18 protein-coding genes are annotated in these 18,130 nt (G+C 51.7%); 14 read left to right on the forward strand and 4 right to left on the reverse strand.

The genetic code is table 11. The features are described 5' to 3' along the window. Positions 1 to 147 precede the first annotated feature (147 nt). From A6X21_RS21705 to A6X21_RS24460, 10 genes are all read left to right on the forward strand, one after another. On the forward strand, positions 148 to 2,724 hold the full coding sequence (locus tag A6X21_RS21705; protein ID WP_131818490.1) for a polymorphic toxin-type HINT domain-containing protein: 2,577 nt from the start codon (positions 148 to 150) through the stop codon (positions 2,722 to 2,724). A gap of 2 nt (positions 2,725 to 2,726) precedes the next feature. Next, the gene (locus A6X21_RS21710) at positions 2,727 to 3,050 is read left to right on the forward strand and encodes a hypothetical protein (protein ID WP_068852773.1); all 324 of its coding nucleotides are present in this window, start codon (positions 2,727 to 2,729) and stop codon (positions 3,048 to 3,050) included. A gap of 112 nt (positions 3,051 to 3,162) precedes the next feature. Beyond that, positions 3,163 to 3,510 (forward strand): hypothetical protein, encoded by a 348-nt coding sequence (locus A6X21_RS21715; RefSeq protein WP_068852775.1) that lies wholly within the window; start codon positions 3,163 to 3,165, stop codon positions 3,508 to 3,510. Between the two features lie 553 nt (positions 3,511 to 4,063). Then, positions 4,064 to 4,894, forward strand: coding sequence for a hypothetical protein (locus tag A6X21_RS21720; RefSeq protein WP_068852778.1), 831 nt, complete (start codon positions 4,064 to 4,066; stop codon positions 4,892 to 4,894). A 303-nt stretch (positions 4,895 to 5,197) separates the two neighbouring features. Then, on the forward strand, positions 5,198 to 8,392 hold the full coding sequence (locus A6X21_RS21725; RefSeq protein ID WP_068852781.1) for a coiled-coil domain-containing protein: 3,195 nt from the start codon (positions 5,198 to 5,200) through the stop codon (positions 8,390 to 8,392). A gap of 52 nt (positions 8,393 to 8,444) precedes the next feature. Then, positions 8,445 to 8,963 carry a hypothetical protein gene (locus A6X21_RS21730; protein ID WP_068852784.1) on the forward strand — a complete coding sequence of 173 codons (519 nt, stop codon included), beginning with the start codon at positions 8,445 to 8,447 and terminating at the stop codon, positions 8,961 to 8,963. A 126-nt stretch (positions 8,964 to 9,089) separates the two neighbouring features. Beyond that, complete coding sequence (locus tag A6X21_RS21735) at positions 9,090 to 9,365, forward strand: hypothetical protein (RefSeq protein ID WP_068852788.1); 276 nt, start codon at positions 9,090 to 9,092, stop codon at positions 9,363 to 9,365. Positions 9,366 to 9,488: 123 nt separating this feature from the next. Then, the gene (locus A6X21_RS21740; RefSeq protein WP_068852791.1) at positions 9,489 to 9,803 is read left to right on the forward strand and encodes a hypothetical protein; all 315 of its coding nucleotides are present in this window, start codon (positions 9,489 to 9,491) and stop codon (positions 9,801 to 9,803) included. Positions 9,804 to 9,807: 4 nt separating this feature from the next. Continuing rightward, on the forward strand, positions 9,808 to 11,046 hold the full coding sequence (locus A6X21_RS21745) for a hypothetical protein (protein WP_068852794.1): 1,239 nt from the start codon (positions 9,808 to 9,810) through the stop codon (positions 11,044 to 11,046). A 214-nt stretch (positions 11,047 to 11,260) separates the two neighbouring features. Next, a complete protein-coding gene (locus A6X21_RS24460; protein WP_131818491.1) occupies positions 11,261 to 11,509 on the forward strand; it encodes a hypothetical protein in 249 nt (82 codons plus the stop codon). Between the two features lie 297 nt (positions 11,510 to 11,806). On the opposite strand, the gene A6X21_RS21755 is transcribed toward A6X21_RS24460, so the two are convergent. Together A6X21_RS21755 and A6X21_RS21760 are read right to left on the reverse strand one after the other, a co-directional pair. Continuing rightward, positions 11,807 to 12,274 carry an IS5 family transposase gene (locus A6X21_RS21755; RefSeq protein ID WP_165603903.1) on the reverse strand — a complete coding sequence of 156 codons (468 nt, stop codon included), beginning with the start codon at positions 12,272 to 12,274 and terminating at the stop codon, positions 11,807 to 11,809. Continuing rightward, complete coding sequence (locus tag A6X21_RS21760) at positions 12,225 to 12,581, reverse strand: IS5 family transposase (protein WP_083233829.1); 357 nt, start codon at positions 12,579 to 12,581, stop codon at positions 12,225 to 12,227. The genes A6X21_RS21755 and A6X21_RS21760 overlap by 50 nt, the downstream gene beginning before the upstream one ends. 202 nt (positions 12,582 to 12,783) lie before the next feature. Between A6X21_RS21760 and A6X21_RS21765 the strand changes: the two genes are divergently transcribed. From A6X21_RS21765 to A6X21_RS24130, 4 genes are all read left to right on the forward strand, one after another. Continuing rightward, positions 12,784 to 13,290, forward strand: coding sequence for a hypothetical protein (locus A6X21_RS21765; RefSeq protein ID WP_131818492.1), 507 nt, complete (start codon positions 12,784 to 12,786; stop codon positions 13,288 to 13,290). Between the two features lie 214 nt (positions 13,291 to 13,504). Further along, positions 13,505 to 13,837, forward strand: coding sequence for a transposase (locus A6X21_RS24120; RefSeq protein WP_110766505.1), 333 nt, complete (start codon positions 13,505 to 13,507; stop codon positions 13,835 to 13,837). Between the two features lie 63 nt (positions 13,838 to 13,900). Next, complete coding sequence (locus A6X21_RS24125; protein WP_110766506.1) at positions 13,901 to 14,170, forward strand: transposase; 270 nt, start codon at positions 13,901 to 13,903, stop codon at positions 14,168 to 14,170. Next, the gene (locus tag A6X21_RS24130) at positions 14,136 to 14,324 is read left to right on the forward strand and encodes a hypothetical protein (protein WP_110766507.1); all 189 of its coding nucleotides are present in this window, start codon (positions 14,136 to 14,138) and stop codon (positions 14,322 to 14,324) included. The genes A6X21_RS24125 and A6X21_RS24130 overlap by 35 nt, the downstream gene beginning before the upstream one ends. 42 nt (positions 14,325 to 14,366) lie before the next feature. On the opposite strand, the gene A6X21_RS21775 is transcribed toward A6X21_RS24130, so the two are convergent. Together A6X21_RS21775 and A6X21_RS21780 are read right to left on the reverse strand one after the other, a co-directional pair. Then, positions 14,367 to 15,181 (reverse strand): IS5 family transposase gene (locus A6X21_RS21775; protein ID WP_110766508.1). Its coding sequence is split into 2 segments (ribosomal slippage): positions 14,367 to 14,959 and positions 14,959 to 15,181, totalling 816 coding nucleotides; the frame shifts between segments, so codons are not numbered across the junction. A gap of 664 nt (positions 15,182 to 15,845) precedes the next feature. Beyond that, positions 15,846 to 16,712: a hypothetical protein gene (locus A6X21_RS21780; protein ID WP_131818493.1), complete on the reverse strand. Its 867-nt coding sequence runs from the start codon at positions 16,710 to 16,712 to the stop codon at positions 15,846 to 15,848. Positions 16,713 to 18,130 lie beyond the last annotated feature (1,418 nt).

An 18,130-nucleotide genomic window follows, 5' to 3' on the forward strand; every position in this document is an offset into this window, starting at 1 on the left:
CGCACCACTTCCATTCTCACTTGCGAATGCGGGTCTTTCGCCAGTTGCAGCAACTGGACCAGCAGTGGCTCTTCGGATCGATATGGCCCGGCTGATCCGTATGCCGGGGGTTCGTACCAGAATGCGATCTTTAATCCCGAGACCGGGATGGTCGATTACACCTATGCTGATGCCTCGTCACCCGGTTCTGATCCCACCGGCGATCACGGCTACTCCGAATACGAAGGGGTCTTTGAAAGTGGCACCGCTCACGATCTGGCGGAATGGAATGTCACCTTCTCGAATCCCATGAGCCTGATCAATCAGGCACTGGCTCCGTACAACTATTACAACCTGCCGTTCATTCCCCAGGCCTTCACCAATGCCATGGGTGGCTATGAACCCTCGTATCTGGGCGATTGGCACCTGTCGAGTGAAGGCTGGGCCAGTGATACGCAGTATTACAAGTACTATGAGAACGACCGCACAGGGGATTGGCGGATCGATTACTGGGATCACAAGCCTGCCGAGAACGAAACACCGCAGCGCAGCGAATACGGCGGTCCCAGCTACGATTCGATCCAGCAGGAAGCCTACGCCGCCCAGCAACAGGCCCAAAGCCAGGCCAACCAGACACCTCCCGACGAAGCCCCGGCTGCCAAAAGTGCCGATCAGAACCGACTGGAAGAAGAGCAGTCCGCCAGTGGATCAGAAGGTGGCTCCTACACACCCTCGAATCCAGTCGCTCCCGGCAATGAAGTGGGTCAAGCCAGCCGGAATGCCATGGATCGGGCGTACGAGAGACTGGCCGAACAGCAGAGTAACCCCCACATCCGCGATCTCCTCAATCGCAACGAACACGACCTCGGAACACTGATTGACCGCGCCCCGTACAGACCATCTGTTGATGCCCCCGTGCTGCAAGAAGTGGGTGAAGTCAAAAAGCCGACATCCGTAGGCGAAAAGACTGCCAATGGCGTGGACATCGAGACTCTGCCGTATGGACTTGCTATCGGCTTGAGAGGAATCGCACAAAAATTCATTGTCACCCAGCGTGGTAAAATCTACGACATATTCACTGCGCAGCACGAGTTCATTGGCATTTATACCGACGGCGCGTTTGTCAGTCGTGGGGAATACCGCATATCTACACTTCAACTTGGACAAGCACTCGAACTTTATGGAAGTTTTGACATCTGGTATTGGACCATGGACTTCGATGATGTGTTCGAGAAAATCGGAACACCGCCACTGGATCAACAATCCAGCGTATGGATTTCCTTCTTGGATGGCCTCGTACAAGGATTCTGGAATGATGGTGTTGTTGGCACCTTGCAATCCATTCCATCTGTGTTGGAGACTGCAGTGCATGTTGGCCTTGCAACTGGTCCAACGATGCCTTTGTACCTCACTTATCAAGCCATCGATAAGTATCCTGTTGCAGACGCTATGATGAGTAGAATTAACAGCCTGTACAGTGAAATAATGTCGCTAGACGACGAGACAAAGAAAACTCTATTCCAAGGCGATCTTGAACAGTTAAGAGGGAAAGTCAGTGATCTGATTCTCGACAGTGTCAAAGCGGCAAGAAGCATTGCGTCAGATATCTTTGTAACCCTGATGGCAGGACCTCAGTTGTCGGCAAATGATTATGCTTATATTTCCGGACGAATTCTTGGGTATCTTCTCTTCGAAGTTCTCCTCGCTCTTTGTACCGAGGGAACTGTTTCGGCGCTCAAGCATTCAGCGAGTGCTGAAAGAGCTGCACTTGGGATTGCCAAACATCTTCCTAAGGGGTTCGATCACAAACCACTGACAGCTCGAATCTTACACCTTTACGACAATGCGTTAGTCATCATCGGGAAATCCTGTTTTGTGGCCGGTACACCCGTCCGTACGGCGGATGGCTGGAAACCGATTGAGGCCATTAGAAAAGGTGAACGTGTCTGGTCACGGCCAGAGGGTCATCCGACTGCCGCCAACAGGTTGCAGGTTGTGGAGGATGTTTTCCAATTCCAGGCGACTGCGATTCGGCTTATCGTTGGCGGCATGACAATCGAAACGACGCCACAGCACCCATTTTTCGTGGCAGATACTGGCTGGACAGCCGCTACGGATCTGAAGGTCGGAATGTCAATTCTCACCGAAGATGGCAATTCGGTGCTATTGGAAGCCATTGACAATCAGGAATATGATGCGGTTGTTTACAATTTGCGTGTTGAGGAGGATCACACTTACTTTGTAGGGAAACCCGAGTGGGGTTTTGCGGTTTGGGTGCATAATGCCTACACTGTGAGACAAATGGCCGACAAGCGATGGGAAATCGTTGATGAGACGATTAATCTCGTTCGGCCTGAAATCTTTGATGAGAAGGACTACCAAAAAGCTGTCGACCTTAAGGATAAACTGAATAGAGATGCAGCCAATGCCAACCCAATCGAGGTTCCGCCGACGGGGGTTGCTCAAAGCAGTATTCCTACGCTTCGTACTGGAGATTGGGGCCAAGGTTCATTCAGCTCCGCCGCTGAGTCGCTCCAAGCTCATTTTGCGAAGCATGGTAGGGAAGTTGATGCAAAAGACATAGATCAGTACCTACGAAAGGCTGAAGAATTTGCAAGAAACAAACGAGGCGCAACTAGAAGTCCAGTAGATGGAGCGACCCCTGGTGTAACTCGATTTAAAAAGAACAATAAATATATTGATATCGACAGTAACGGTAAAATTATTTCTTTTGGAGCACAGTAGCTATGGATATAAATGCAATAACTGGGATTACTCGTCTTGAAAGGATTGTAGCCGAATACGATGCATGGCTTGACCTTGATCTTTTTCCAGTCTCTAAAATGAGGGTTAAAGTGATACAACGATTGAACGACTATGCTGCGTTCACTAACTTGCGACGATGTAATCGTGCGGACGGGCAACCCGATGGAACCGCAGGGCTTGGAGATACTCCAGACGAAGCGTTAAAAGATTTGCTTACAAGATTCGTAGCGGAAGCCCGTGAGGCCTTACCACCCGATGGATTTGTTGAAACTGACTTTGTTTGGTCTGCGCCTGAAGACTTTTAGTAAGGTGCTAAATATTTATTTTGCAGGATGGCCCCGGTTGAAATGCTGATTTCTACGGCGGTGGCTTCGCCACAGGAGGTTTTGGGGCACCACCCATCAAGTGGCGTCCAACGTGGGCTCAGGAACGTCCCAGGCCGACGATCTCCATAGCGATAGGTCGTTTGATCTGGCGTCCTCTGGTTTTGGTCTGCATTACGAGATCACCCAGAATCAGGGGCAATCCCGGACCAAAGCCGGTTCTCTCACGGAAGAAGTGGTCATCGGTGGCCGCAGCCGGTCACAGGATTCCACCGCCAATCTCTGGGTCAACCTCGCGGGCTACGGCAACTGGACAGAAACCAACACTTCCGGCTGGAGCGAATCAGCCTCGCAGAGTGTCGAAGATGGCCCGTCGACAACCAACCAGTTTCCCACAGGCAAAAAAGGCTGGGCTCCTGAAAACGCACTCGCGATACCCTGAGAATCTCATTCTGAACTCATTGAAGTGGGACGAGACAAACCCATTCATGATTTCATCTTCTGGCCGAACCCCAATCTTCAACCGGGCCAAGAAGTAGAGATTCATCATCGACCACTCAACCTGATTCCAAAGCTCTTCAAAAAATGCGTTTCGCTTGAGCCTAATCAGTCCATCACATGCAGGATCAAAAATTCATTCGGCCTAACGTTAATTTACCAACGAGCCTATTGACACACTACAACAAACTTCGCAGAGTCTTTCTGACAGAAGAAGCACATCCTTCTGGATAAAACTCTAAACTACTATCATCTGTAATTGTGTGCCGATACATTATTAGCATGAGGTTGCATTTGGTAGCAGTGTTTGACGTACATCCAAGCTAAAATGTAAATAATGCGAAATAGTAAGATGTGTCGGTGTAGCATAGCGTGGGATGTCATCAACCGATATGTAACAATTCTTCGCTCGCCTTAATTATTACGATTACTAAGTCCATGCCGCAAATAACCGCCTTGTTCATCTTCTGGCAACCTCACAATTGGAGAGAAGCTAATTGCCAACCACCGAAGTCGCAAGCTTTCCCGCAGTCCAAGGAAATGAGACTGATCAAACTGTAGTTATTGGTAACGACAAGTATCCGCTCGGTGTCGTTAAAGACATTTTTGCGGCGGACGAGCACTATATACTGTATACATGCCCGAAGGACCAGTTGTGGTTGGTCTGCGACTCCACATTGAACAAGCTAGGAACGGAATTCAATTTACTCTGGACCCAGGTCCAACAAGTGAACGCGCTTCCTATGCTTAATGCAAAGGCAGTGAAGCGGTCAATCCTCGCCTCCCTAGCCACAGCCGTAACATGCGCGATTGAGGAGGATTTTGTCACCGCAAAGATCTCTGTTGAGCAAGCCCGTACAATTCTGCAAGATGCAAGTCAACGGACCGCGAAATCCCGCTACATGCTTGCCACTTCGACAACTGGGATAATCTTCGCAACGGGGGGGATGTATTTGTTCTCGCACTTTATGGAGGCCGCCGACGCCACGTCCCATGCTTTGTTTCGACTCATCACCGCAAGTATCACAGGCGGCAGCATTGGAGCCTTATTGTCCGCAATGGCGCCACGTGCGCATGGCGGTACATTCGAGCCGTTCTCGACTCCTGCCACGGCTTTCACCGACGGAATGCTCCGCATTATCTATGGAGTCATCACCGCATTTGTAGTTACCTTGGCCGTAGAGACAGGAATTGTCACTAGTTCATTAGTGACGAGTGACAAGACCGCGCTTTCCTTGTTGCTTGTAGCAGTAGTGGGCGGCTTCCTGGAGCGATGGGCCATTGATATCATTCGAAATGGTTACCCAACGGAGAAGGAGACTCCATAACGTCTCGCCGTTGCACTAACGGGGTTTCCAAGCAAACTGCGATCCACCTTCGCAGCGTAGTAGTTCACTTGAACCGCAGACTCAGGGCGTGAGCTCACTGTGACGCAATAACGGTGGTTAATCCGACAAGACCCCTTTCCTGATTGCCCCTACGATCGAAGTGGATTCACGCATTTCTAACAAACTATGACACATGCGCTAACAAAACGTCCATAAATTAAAATTTTCAGCACATCAACCAAGAATGCAGTACTTCTCCCTTCATAAAGTGCAGGAAACGTTCCTCTTGTTAAGGGTCTCTTCATGCCTCCTCTGCTTCCCGCCCCCCAGGATCCATTCGATGACTCACACATCACAAAGCCGTCACTATTTATAAACATTTATGGAAGAGGAATTCAGGAGGATATCTCACGAATCTCGTCTGGGCCTCCGAGCCTCAACGATATCGAGAAGCTTCAGCGAAGATCGCAGGCTGCAGCCGACTTTCTAGAGTCCAAACGGATGATTGACAGGCTATCCAATACCTATTCTGGTTCGATGGCAGCAACAATCGTGCCAGAAATGATAAACCTGGGAGCAGCCATCGGTGCTCTGGTCAGTCCAGCCGCGGCCGTCCTTGCTGGAGGTGCGGTAGTCGGAGTTGCAGCGGATTCGGCGCTGCGCGCGTATAACCTCAACCACTATCAGAAAGAGATGGCTAGGCACCATCAAGACAATTTAAAGCGATATGCAAGGAGCTACTGTAGCTTGACGTCAAATGCCGACCCTAAGCTGTGCAACGAGGCATCACTTAGAAATCCACCGGCTGAATTAATTGCCTTCGCCAGTGAGAAAGCTCAGGCTGAGTTTCAATTGCTTCTCAGCAAGGCCGCTTCCAACGTTTCTCGCGATCCTGCATGCGACTCTGCCGAAAAGATCAATGAAAAGTTGGATCTTCTACAGTCCCTTGCAAATAAGTACCAAGTGGAGCAGGGAGAGAAACTGAAGGACCTGTCAGACAATATGGACGCCGTAGGACAGAAGATTTCTAGCCTCTCGGAGGCAATTACAGATCAGCACAGAAAAATAGACGCAACCGAAGAGAGTTTAAGTCGAATTGAGGGTGATCTGGACTTCTTGAAGGAGGTCATGTTTGACAGTATGACTCCATCACAACAGCTGAGAATGTATAGAGCTGGCCTTTACTCTCCAAAAGGATTCGATGAGAAGAAGGCGGAGACAGCTGCAGCCGTCGACGAATTTCAGAAAAAGAGCAAAGCGTTTTTTACTGACGCGTCGACAGTCTTGACGTTCGCCCGAAACCTTAAGGCTGCTGGCCTTGGCATTTCTGACGAAGACATCACACAGGTCGAGATTGCACTGAAGACAACTGAGAATGTCGTTCAGGCTGGGCTCCTAGTCTATGCCGGCGGTCCGATGGGTTATATCGGAGCGGCGAACTGCGTTTTCGCGGCTTTCTCGCGGAGTTCTGGACCAACCTCTGATTCGGCAGCCATTCTGGCTGCCATACAGTCTGTTCAGATCGAAGTAAGGGCCTCACGACGAGAGGTGATCGGAAAACTCCAGGACTTCGAAGAACGAGCCCTGAGCAGGCTGGTGTCACTGCAGGCCGGACAAGCGAAAATCTCCTCTGAGGTACTTCGTTTAGACCGGAAGATAGATGGTTTGCAGCAGTCCCTTGCCAACATAGGTGGTGCCCTTAAAGACATGTCTGATCGACAGATCGCATTCGAGGGAAAAGTCCTTGACGAACTGTACCAAATCAAACGTGGAATCTGGATGATTCGTCGTGATATTAAAGACTTCCGGATCCAGAAAGCGGTCCACCTGATTGCCTTCACAGATGGGTGCCTGAAGCTCTGGCCCGACGGGAAAATTGCAAACTATAGGGAAGCACAAGAGTTCTTTGAAGAGGACGATGGCGAACGGTCCAAAGAATGGAGCCTCGCAGATGAGTTTGTAAAGGAGTTGTTTTATCCAAGAAATGGTCGCATTGATTCCATCTTTTTCTCAGATTCAACGGTGGAAGCAAATCTGATTGACGGAGACGGTCAGGTCGACTCGTTCCTGACAAAGGTGGCGTCGCCAATGTTTCGCCTTGTGAACGAAATGATCGAGAAGGCGGTCCTGGGGCGTCGCCAGTTCCTTGCACTCTTCTGTCCAGTTTATTCCATCGAGGAGATTCCCGAGCACCTTGTTAAGTACGAGTGCAGCACTCTCCATGACACCAATCTCCTCTTTCGAAAGGACATGTCCAACCTAATTGACCCGTTGTTCCTGTTAGAGTTCGTGCCGCGACTGTGTATGTTTGTGCAATGGTATGAGGTCGTGGAAACGCTCGACGCGCCAAAGCATTTGCTTGCGGGAGATCGGCTTTTGTCGGGCAATCGCACCAATAGAGTCGGATACGGCTACCTGTTGACTGCGAAAAGACTGCTCGACATTGCCATTCTCCAGCAGAACCTCCTGGACGGCGACTCTCTGTTGCCATTAATGGTGGACACGCTGTTCCGCGCAAAGGGGCTTGTGAAAGTCGCATTGCTTGAGACCGAAATCAAGCAACTTGAACTCGACATCAATACCCCCGACGTCGATCTTGACCGATTCAATCGTTACATCGAGTACGATACCGCACTGCTCGCTCAATCTGACGTGAGTCGTCTAAGTGAGCTTCGGTCATCTCACGACAGGGCCATACAGCAGATGTCTGGTCAGTATTTTGCGGCACGAGAGCAAGACCTCAGAGCGTCGTATGACAAGCCATCCCGGACAAACATCATTGAGGCCGAGATTCTTGAGATTTCCTCGAGAGGAGAGAACCCTGCACCCGTAGACGGAAACATCCCCCAAAAGAGTGAAGCAGTCCAGGATATCGTGCTTGCATTGACGGATATCTGCAATAAACGAGCTTCCATTGAGCAGGAGATGTATTACAAGAGCCAGATGTTCAATGAGTATAAAGAGAGGCTGGGCGGATATCAGCGTGTCGTTAATGAGATTAATGCCGCTAGAGCGGGTAAGGTTGCCCAGAAGACGGAGCTTGAGCGGCGGAAAAAGGAGCTCGCGAAGATCGTCGGCTCGGAGAAGCCGGAGCTTTTAGGAATATACACACTTCTCCGCGAAGCGCTTCGGAGGAATGGACGGCTAACAAGGAACTTTATGACATTCTTTGTAGTTGACCGCTTGCGACGAGCAGGAAGAACTTGCGGGCAGTACCGCCTGTCACTAACTATTGACTATCCCACTGGCCTTTGCAGGCTTCTTGGCATTGATCCATCCTTATGGAAGGTGAGAGTCAGTCAGCAGCCAAAAGGTCCGGGTCTTTTGTGGGAACTTGAGCTTGAGGGCGGTGGAGAACCTCTTTTTCTGCCATTCCCAAGTGCTGACGATGTTTTGCGGGCTCTGGTGATTCATTCCCGAGAACTTATTAGCTTGGTTGCGGTAAGGGATCGAGTGATTGGCGAGATAAACAACATTTGTCTTGGCCAGAGTTGCTGACTGTTGCCGCATATGTGATTTAGAAGAACTTGTTTCTTATGGAGCTTTCCGAATGCCAGAACGAGTCACGAAAGTCGCGGTTAATACGTCTGATCCGAAAAGTGGGAATATTCCTGGAGATAAACGTCTTGTTTCCTGCTCCCATGAATATAACTTCACGTTTTTAAAGCACCAGCCTCCTGTAAGTAACGAGCCTCCTCAGGATACGGTTAGGCGCGTTGTAGAGCAGCATACGTTTGAGGTCTACACGGTACAGGAGATGGAGACGAGGATTCATTATATTAATCAGTATGCCGGGGATCGAATTGATATAGCGAGGACATCAGCGTCTAATGATCTCACACGGGAGATAATGGCAACAAAGGACTATTCGGATGCACAAGCCAACAAGTTTTTCGTTGAGCGTACCATTCCTAAGATTCGTGAATTGCTGCATGAGGTGATTGTGGGATTGGATGGGATGGGTGAGGGTGAGGCCGGTAATGCATTCACGGCTTTGATTGAGAAGATTGTCGAAGCGAAGATTAAGGAGAGGCTGAACGGCTTGGCAGGGGAGGCGACGAAAGTCTAGTCATCAAGGCCCTTCTGGGGAGCGGTTAGAGGAGGGGTTTGCGAGGGTGGTCTTTGGGTGTGGCGTTTGGGTAGGTGTTTCATCTCGATTCTGATGTCAGCAGCCCAGCACTAAGGCGAGTTCCTCGTGGGGAATCGCGATCCTCTGCCGTTCAATGGCTTCAAGGACACCAGCTACGAATGGCGTGACATGCTCGAAATGGTGTTCGGCATCGGATCGGATCAATACGTCGATGCAGAGTTCCCGATTGCCACAGTTGTTGGCCTTCATTGCCGCGAGGCTGTCCGCACACTGATTCACGGGGAAAGCAGCGAAAAACAAATTGAAGATATTGGATGGGTGTTCAAATCACTTGAAGAAGCTTGGGACTATGTTGACTCGTTGCTCAACAAAACCGCATAACAAGGCAGTCAACCCGAGCGGCGGATCGGGCGGATTGTGAGATCAAAGGGCCTTGGCCGCCGCGGGATTACATTAGGCGTTCGGCAACCAGTGGTTCAAAGAACACGAAGGAGGAGCCTGTACATGATTGATGTGGAAATTGTCGGCACCGCCGAAGTCATCGCCCTGGTGAAGTCGGATCTGGCATCTCTACCGGATGTCGAAGTCCGGGAGTACGAGGAGAAAGCCGCAGCGGGAACCGCTGGCGTCGTCGGGCTGCTCACGGCAATCCCGACGTCGGTGCTCGAGAAGTTGGTCGAGATCCTTCGTCGAGCGGTGCATCCTGATCGCGACCTGATCGTGAAATTCAACGATGTCGAGTTCAAGGTGCGAGATATCTCGGAAGCGGACGCGGTGCTCTCCCTGCTCGACGACCGCGGCCTCCTGAAATCGAAATGACGCCATGGACACGGAACCCAAACAGTCAATCGAGAGCATCCCCGCGTTCGACGCGTTCCGCAATCTGTTGGTCGAGAACATCGGCTACTTCCCCACATTCCACTACGACAGGAATGGGCTTGCCGGCCACAGGATGCGGATCTTCCGCACGCCGCCCGCGGCGGACATCCGGTACAGCGAGCGAGCCTTGGTCCGCTACATTTGCTTGGCGGACATTATCACCCTGGCCGTCAGTCAGAACAGGGCGGAACTCCTTACGAGCGGGTTGTGCCTCTTAGCCGGCGGAGAACTTCTTCGGCACAACAAGTTCGCCGGTCTCGCCTTTATTGCATCCGCCTTCCGCGACCACAACTTCGTGCAACTCGGGCCTCGTCAAGTAATCGATACGGCAATCAGGGCTGCACACAAGCAAGTGGCGTGGAGGGCGGTAGTTAACCTGCTGTTCCCTTTGGCTCACGAAATCGGGCATCTGCCGGAATCGCAGAAGTTATGCCCCGCCGCAATCCACAGTGATGCGATCTACGAAACGTATTCGATCAATTTTGAGCAAGTACGCGGGTTCACCGGCAACTTCGACTACAGGGCGTCGCTATTAAACGCCGAAAGTCCGTTGAACCTCCCGACTTTGCGTCAGGAGGTGGCAAGCGATTTCTTTGCCGTCGCTGCGATGACTCACCTCCCGACAAGGTGCGCCTCGTCAGATGAGGTCTACCCGCTTGATGAGATCGTTGCTGGCATACTCACGTTCCCGCTCGTCATGGGTGCTGAATCGATGGCACTCAAGTGGGGCGCGGGCAAACTAGAGCTGCAGGACATCACGCTCGCCATGCATTGTCGCTACTCAGTCATCATCGACAGCATCCGAGCGTCCATCAAGGCACAGTTTCGGGGACGCCAGGACGTGGCCGAAGTGTGCCGGGTCATTGACTCGGCAGTCGATCACAATGTCAGCCAGTTTGATAGTTGGCACCTTGTTGTGTGGGATGCATTTCTCGACTATTTCAGACTGTGCCAGCGATTTGCCCAGCATTCAATCGACGACATCCTCCAGATGCTCCGCGAATCCAGAGCTGACGCGCGCAGATCCTTAGCGATCGCCTCGCATCTTGAGATGTTGGCGGACGATGTTCACGGCTACTCCATCGACCCGGACAACCACAAGGAACTTCACGAGTTCAGCCTTAAAATGAAGACGTTCGATACGATAGTCTTGCGCGGGAGAAATGCACTGTTGCTCAATTAGCACATGCCGAATCAAACGCTGCAGCAGACCGGGGCATGTTTGTTTCTGAGACTCCAAGCTCACCGGTGCCCCGCCGGTGCTGAGCTGGGTCGTTCTTCACGACCTTTCTCGGCGAGCGCGTCCGGACCAGCGATACTCCTCCCCCACCCATCGTTCTTCACGGGCGTTCCGCCGGCATGCTTCTTCTCGCCGTCTTCGCCGCGATCACCGATTCGTGCTTCGCACTGATGCCGGTGACGTGCTTGCCAGTTTTCCCTGCGGCAATGTCATCTTTCCGTCGCTGGTAGGTGTGCAACAGCGACAGGCTTTGGAAGAAATCGGACGGCTGGATCTGAGCCAGCATTCGCTGGCGACCAATCGAATGACTGACGCCTTCACCGTCCTGGTGGCGGCCAACGGGTTGAGGGATGGAACGGGGAAAGCGGTGGCGTGGCCCGTCGCGCTGGCTGGGGACAAGGGATAAAGCGCAGACTGGATCTATGAGTACCTGCTGGATCTGGGAATCACGCCGGTCATCCCTTCGAAGGACAACGAGATCCGCTCCGCGCGGCGTGTGGATTTCGACCGGGAACTGTACCGCAGGCGGAACATCGCCCAGCGGCTGATTGGTTGGCTGAAGGATACCGGCGGGTTTTCTCCCGGTTCGAGAAGACGGCCAAGAACTTCGGAGTCATGCTCCGTATCGCCTTCACCCAGAGATACACGAAAGTACTATTCAGCAAAAAATAGTTTGCAAACAGATTCTAGAGCCTATGGACATTCAGAATGGCTTGGTTAACAGCGATGCGAGCCAGAGGAAGCCCGCGAAGTTTATGGACTTCTTTTCATAACGTGTGGCCACCCTGCGAAATCGATTCAAAGCCCCAAAAAAACGTTCAATGATATTGCGGTGCCGGTAGCGTTCCTTAATGCACCGCTTTCTCGCCTTCCGGTTCGCCTTCGGTTTGATACACGCTTGCGCCCACATCCGCTTCACACGCAGCCGGATCGCGTCGCTGTCGTAGGCTGCGTCTGCCAAGACATGATTCGCGCAAAGACCTTCCAGCAGCTTTTCTCCCACAGGGGCATCGCCTGCATGGCCGGGAGTCAGTATCAACTTGAGAATTCGGCCTCGACCATCCACAGCGGCGTGAACTTTCGTCGTTAATCCACCGCGACTGCGTCCCAGGCAGCGTCGTTCATCGGCCGCGTCTTTTTTCCCCGGCCTGACGGCGCCCCGTCGCAGCAACGGGATGAGCTTTGACCGTGGTTGAGTCGATCTGAACCTCGTCCAGTTCGGGATCCTGCAATGCCTGCACGATTTTCTGCCAAATCCCATTGACGCACCAGCGGTCGTACCGCCTCCAAACCGAGTTGTGCAAACCAAATCGTTCGGGGAGATCGGCCCAGGAAATCCCGGTTTTGAGTACAAAAATCACACCTTCAACAAAGAGTCGATTGTCGGCCGCAGTACGACCGGGATCACCGGCTCTGCCGGGGCAGAGTGGTTCGATGCGCTTCCAAAGCTCGTCCGAAAATGCGTGTCGCTTGAGCATAATCCCTCTTCCTTGAGTCGAGTTATCCTCGCATAATCAGCTCATGACCTGCAAGATCGAATGTCCATACGGCCTAGCATGGTAGCGGTTAGGGATCGCGTGATTGGAGAAATCAACAATATCTGCCTGGGGCAGAGTTGCTGATTCTCGTGGTGCGTTTGCTTTGGATGGCTTTAGTAGCTTTTTTTAAGGGGATTTGCGAATGCCAGAACGAGTGATCAAGTACAAGGAAACAAAGGCTTATAATACCGCGGGACATGACCGAGTGATTGAGTTTTCTCAGGTTGAGAAAGTTTCGGAATATAATCTTAAAGAGCCACTTCTGACTGAATCGCTTGATGACACGCGTAGGCGACAAGAGGCCAAATACCTGTTTGAAGTTTACACCGTCCAGGAGGTAGAAAGCAGGATAAATTATGTTGCTCAACTTTCTGAGGATCACATTAATGCAGCAAAGGCATCGGCTTCTAATGATCTCACACGAGAGATAATGGCAACAAAGAACTATTCAGATGCACAAGCCAACAAGTTTCTCGTTGAACGTACCATTCCTAAAATTCGTGAATTACTTCATGAGATGATTGTGGGATTGGATGGGATGGGAGAGGGTGAGGCCGGTAATGCCTTCGCCGCTTTGATTGAGAAGATTGTCGAAGCGAAGATTAAGGAAAGGCTGAACGGTGTAGCAGACGAGGCGCCTAAAGAATAGTCATCTTTTCCCTCTGGGTAATATTTAAGAGAGGGTCCTTGCCTAAACGATCTTTTCGCAAGACGTTTAGGAACAGATGCTATTTGGGTCTTGTTGTCTGTAGCTCAGCACTTAGAACCCGACAAAAAACTAAATATCCAAAGCACTCGACAAATGGCACGGGATTTGCGCCGGGAAGTGGAAGTACCACCTTCTACTCCCTCTGGAGCCGATCATGGATGCTCATTTGCCGGATACAATTTGTCAGTCTGTCATGAACATGCTGCCCGAGCAATCCCCATCGGGACGTTGGGGTGGCAGGCCGCCAATTTCCCATGACATTGTTCTCCGTGTCATCTGGTTCGTGCTCACCACCGGCTGCCGTTGGCGTAAACTGCCAGCAGGTATGGGCTGTTCTGGTGAGACGGCCCGCACACGTTTAGCTCATTGGCAAGAACTGGGGATCTGGTGGCGATTGCATGCCAGTATTCTGACGCAACTCCACCGGACACAGGCCTTGAATCTGGACGTAGTCATCGTCGATTCCACGCATGTCCGGGCCTTTTGAGGCGGAGCGGACAGTGGCCCCAGCCCTGTGAATCGCCGGAAAACAGGGACAAAGTACACGGTCATGACTGACGGGAATGGTACGCCCCTGGCCATGATCTCGACTCCGGCGAATACCAGCGATCATCGCTGCCTGCTTCCCGTGGTCGAGCAATACCCTCTCGTCAAGGGGGCTTCTGGCAGACCTCGGAAGCGTCCACGAACGTTGTATGCTGACGCAGGCTACGACAGTGAAGCTGCTCGCCAGTCACTCCAGGGTCGCGGCATCATCCCACACATTCGGCGGAGAAACACTACTCATGGAAGTGGACTGGGGAAAATTCCGGTGGAGTAACAAAACAGATGTGGTGGAACGTACCATCAGTTGGCTCGGCGGACTGGGCCGATTCCGCATTCGCTACGACCGCGATCAGCAGATCATCCACGCATGGAATCACCTGGCCATCGCTGCCCTCTGCTATCGCATACTGATGAGGCAACAGGCCTAAAATATTAAGCAGCGAAGAGGTTTTTTGTCAGGCTCTAAGAACCTATCCGAAAACCGCATATTGTTTTAATGTAATGTAGGCACAGGCGAGATGGTTGGCGGATTTCTTATCCCAGCGGATGATCAGGCCGCGAAATCGATTGAGCCAACCGTGGGTTCTTTCGACGACCCACCGCCGGGCTTTTCGGCGGTGCTTCTGTTTCCGTTCCTCTCCTCGCGAGCGGACATGTGGTACATATCCATACATCCGGGAAACCATTTCTCGAACCCGAAGTGAGTCATAGCCTTTGTCTAGACAAAGGTGCTCCTTACGGCTTGGTGTTGTTTGGGACTGGCTTCGGGGCGATCGCTTCAAACCATCTTCCAGAGTTCCCTCAAGCAGGTGGATGTCATGTGTGTTGGCTCCGCTAATGACGAGACATAAGGGAATACCAACGGCATCAGCGATGATCGATCGCTTGGTGCCCTGTTTGCCGCGATCCGTGGGGTTTTTCCCGGTCATTTCGCCTCCTAATGGCGATTTTGTCATGGCCGCATCGACACTTTGCCAGCGCCAGTCGAGGCCGACAAGTTCGTCATAGTGTGCCAGTGCGAGTTGCCACAACTGACCGAAGACCCCCAGTCGAACCCATTCCTAAAATAATCATGTGCGGTACTTCCTGGAGGTAGCGACCTAGGGATGGCTTTCCATTGACAGCCTGTTCGCAATCGATAAAAGATGGCATCTGCGATGGAACGGAAATTACGCCGAGGTGTTCCTCCGGAAGGGATGACTTTATAGACTGGTAGAAGCTTCCACAGATTCTCCCACAGGGCATCTGGCATACGGTACCGATCAAAGCTGTGTTCTGCTGGCATAGTGAGCATTCCTTGGCGAGTGAAAGTCTAGTAGCTCTCATTTCCAAGGTTGGCTCACTTTTTTCAAGGGCAATTCAAAACCCGATTACCTTTTTGGATAGGTTCTAAGTGGAGCCTGATAACTGCGCAACAAGGAATTGGCTAGTATCAAGTCCCGTCGAACTCGTTCGGATTAGGAATCGAAGGAGTCGGGCAGACGCTCAAGCGGTATTCAGAATCGTGCGCGGTCCCTGATGCTCCTTTCACTGCATCGTACGACGTACGGCTGCGCCTTCCACGTACATGTACTGTTGAATCGCCTTCTAATTCGGCAGGTCAACTCGAATATCTTTGGTATCTCAAAGAAACTGCCCGCTGACGAGGCGGGCGCCCCAACCTCACTTTCTACCGATTTGCTCACGTGTACGCTGTCATTTTCAACCGGCTTCTCCCCCAGACTGCACTACAGATTTCAACCGGGCATAACCTTGGCAGAACAGGCTTCAACGACAAGCACGCCCACCTGCTGTATTTCAGACTTCGAGTGGGGGCTCATCACAACAGATGGTCGGTAAGATGGCTGGCTAAGACCTCTCGCGGAATCCCCCCCCTGGTGACAATCAACAGCTTCAACTAACGCCACCTCACCACCAAGAAACGTTCCGCGACCATTAAACTCACGTCCTTATTCCTTTTGAGTCGCCAATCGTAGCGCATTCGGGAGCGGGCAGAGTAGCTGGTTTGACTGCAACCCTCCTTCTTCATTCATGTTATAGACATTCATCGAAGCAATACGATCTTTAATGCATCTGTAAATCTGCTCGCAGTCAGATTTACCTAGAAGCGAGACCGGCAAGGACTTAACGTCCTTATCCTTCATGTGTAACAGTATTCCCGAGGGCCTTGCGGGCAAATCGATCCCAAGAAATCCCAGCAGCGGCAACACCCTCTTTCCATCTCTGCCTACACAGTAAAAAGGGTAAGTCACTTCGCATTCTCTGATATTCGCAAACGGCAGCGTAGTAATTTTCTCTTCTTCTGACATTGCCTGCTTGCCTCGATACGTTACATCACGTTGTGAGATTGTGATCCTCGTATCTGCAGAGTGAAAAATCCAATAATAAGCGAGAAGCGGAGCGATTAGTCCGCAGAATAACCAGAAGAAAAACAGTAGAAGACCGATAATTATAACAACGGGAATAAATATGATAAGAATCGCAACAGGTTGTTCTTCAGTGAATTGATCCAAACTGTGAAAAAATGATTTCTCAGGAGCAGAAGCTGAAGGTGAGCTAAGCCGCTCAATTGGGGCTGATGGCGAACTATGGTGTTCCAGTGGGACTGAGGGTGAACTAACCCGTTCAAAGGGTTTTGAGGGCGAACTATGGCGTCTGATGGACGTATCGACTATGGGGTATCTCTGCCTGGAAAGTCTTTGTTGGGCCTCAAACACTTGACGTTGTTGCCGACTCACAGGTGCTTCATCATTTGAGTAGAGATACAGTCCATAAAGCGACCAAGCGACAACAAATAAGGTAGACCAGAGTATCATCCTCGATATACGTGACAGTTTAGAATCGTAGAATGTTTCAGTTTGATGTTCAGTCGATTCACCCGAGTGCAAGATCACGGCCCTGGACATTAGATACCCTTTACGGAATGATTAGTATGGCCCTTTGTGACATCCTCGTCGTCGACATGTACGAGATCACTTGTGAGTGTAGTCCCCAGGTGATCAGGGCCTGTTATGCGTATCCTGGATAATATCCTGTGTTGACTTGATGACTTTCGCTGTCTTTGTTGCTCAATTCCAGTTACCTAGGATTCCCGCAGATGCTTTGTAGTACGGCATTGCGACGTTGTTCAAGCTTTCGGATGCATTGGGATGGTCAGGCTCAGTTTGTTTTTCGGCCAATCCCAAGAGCTTCTTGTTATGGCCTTGGATCTATCACATTCATTCGTACGAAAGTGCTACGTGCCAGGCTGATTGGGGAATTACCTTTCAGGAGTTTTATCGTGACGGTATCCCTTGGATGCGATCAGCATCAGGAACAACGCTGCGAAAGTCAGGTGGGTCATCAACGGCTTCATGGGTCGGTGCTCCTTTTCGAATGGTCTTGGACGCGGCGTGTGGACAGGTCATTCACTGTCCTGTCGCTCGATATGTGCTCTACCTAATCGTCCCGCGGGCGCTCTTTCCGCGTTGATCCGGGTCCGCATGGAACGCAACCACCATCCCCACAATCAGTTAACGGTGCACTACGTTTTGTTACCCCCCTCCGCTCTCTCCCTGGGTCGGACTGTTGGCAAGATCCCATCGCCAGGGGACTGCCAGCCCTGTGGTGCAAATGTTTGAATATGGGAGCATGTGGCGAGCAGGCAGCAATCGGGGGGCGGCACCTGAAGTGATACCGGCCGTGGAGGCACTCTCGTCGCCTTTTCAGACGCTAATCAAAGTGCTCATTGGCCGAAAGAGTTCTGCCGGCGTGACGCCACAAGGCGTCTCAAGCGGGCATGGCCAACAGCCCGGACCCAGCGGCAACACGCAATGGGCCGGGGGTCGGAACGTTCCTGAAGCAGGAACTAGGATCAGGAGACCAGTGCCTCCGGAACTCCAGAGAAAGCAGGAACTGGCTCTGACTGGCATCTTGTGACCTCCATTCCTTTGGAGGTCAAGGCTGCTCGCAACTTGCACAGAATGGCAGGAGGATCAGTCAGGCGATTTGGAACTCGACGAGGCCGTCGTTGGCTGCACGCTGTCCAGGAGAGTGATGCTGGCGACACCTTCTCGAGCCAAGTTGCGCAGGGCAGATGACTCTTCAAACCGGTAGACCTCCTCCAGAATATCGAGCAGATCCTTTGTCGCGAAACGCGTTTTCAGAGGAGCGCTCGGATCGGGTGAGGAACTTCCGGTGCGGTTGTCTCAAAATCGCGAACTGACTGCCGACTATCGTCCACAACTTCGGGCAG

The sequence above is a fragment of the Planctopirus hydrillae genome, assembly GCF_001707835.1.
Taxonomy (GTDB): Bacteria; Planctomycetota; Planctomycetia; order Planctomycetales; family Planctomycetaceae; genus Planctopirus; species Planctopirus hydrillae.

Excerpts from the sequence above, each read along its gene's own strand:
- A6X21_RS21705 (WP_131818490.1), top strand. The coding sequence starts at position 148 with ATGGTCGATTACACCTATGCTGATGCCTCGTCACCCGGTTCTGATCCC.
- A6X21_RS21710 (WP_068852773.1), top strand. The coding sequence starts at position 2,727 with ATGGATATAAATGCAATAACTGGGATTACTCGTCTTGAAAGGATTGTA.
- A6X21_RS21725 (WP_068852781.1), top strand. The coding sequence starts at position 5,198 with ATGCCTCCTCTGCTTCCCGCCCCCCAGGATCCATTCGATGACTCACAC.
- A6X21_RS21730 (WP_068852784.1), top strand. The coding sequence starts at position 8,445 with ATGCCAGAACGAGTCACGAAAGTCGCGGTTAATACGTCTGATCCGAAA.
- A6X21_RS21740 (WP_068852791.1), top strand. The coding sequence starts at position 9,489 with ATGATTGATGTGGAAATTGTCGGCACCGCCGAAGTCATCGCCCTGGTG.
- A6X21_RS21745 (WP_068852794.1), top strand. The coding sequence starts at position 9,808 with ATGGACACGGAACCCAAACAGTCAATCGAGAGCATCCCCGCGTTCGAC.
- A6X21_RS21760 (WP_083233829.1), bottom strand. The coding sequence starts at position 12,581 with ATGCTCAAGCGACACGCATTTTCGGACGAGCTTTGGAAGCGCATCGAA.
- A6X21_RS21765 (WP_131818492.1), top strand. The coding sequence starts at position 12,784 with ATGCCAGAACGAGTGATCAAGTACAAGGAAACAAAGGCTTATAATACC.
- A6X21_RS24120 (WP_110766505.1), top strand. The coding sequence starts at position 13,505 with ATGGATGCTCATTTGCCGGATACAATTTGTCAGTCTGTCATGAACATG.
- A6X21_RS24125 (WP_110766506.1), top strand. The coding sequence starts at position 13,901 with ATGACTGACGGGAATGGTACGCCCCTGGCCATGATCTCGACTCCGGCG.
- A6X21_RS24130 (WP_110766507.1), top strand. The coding sequence starts at position 14,136 with ATGGAAGTGGACTGGGGAAAATTCCGGTGGAGTAACAAAACAGATGTG.
- A6X21_RS21780 (WP_131818493.1), bottom strand. The coding sequence starts at position 16,712 with ATGATACTCTGGTCTACCTTATTTGTTGTCGCTTGGTCGCTTTATGGA.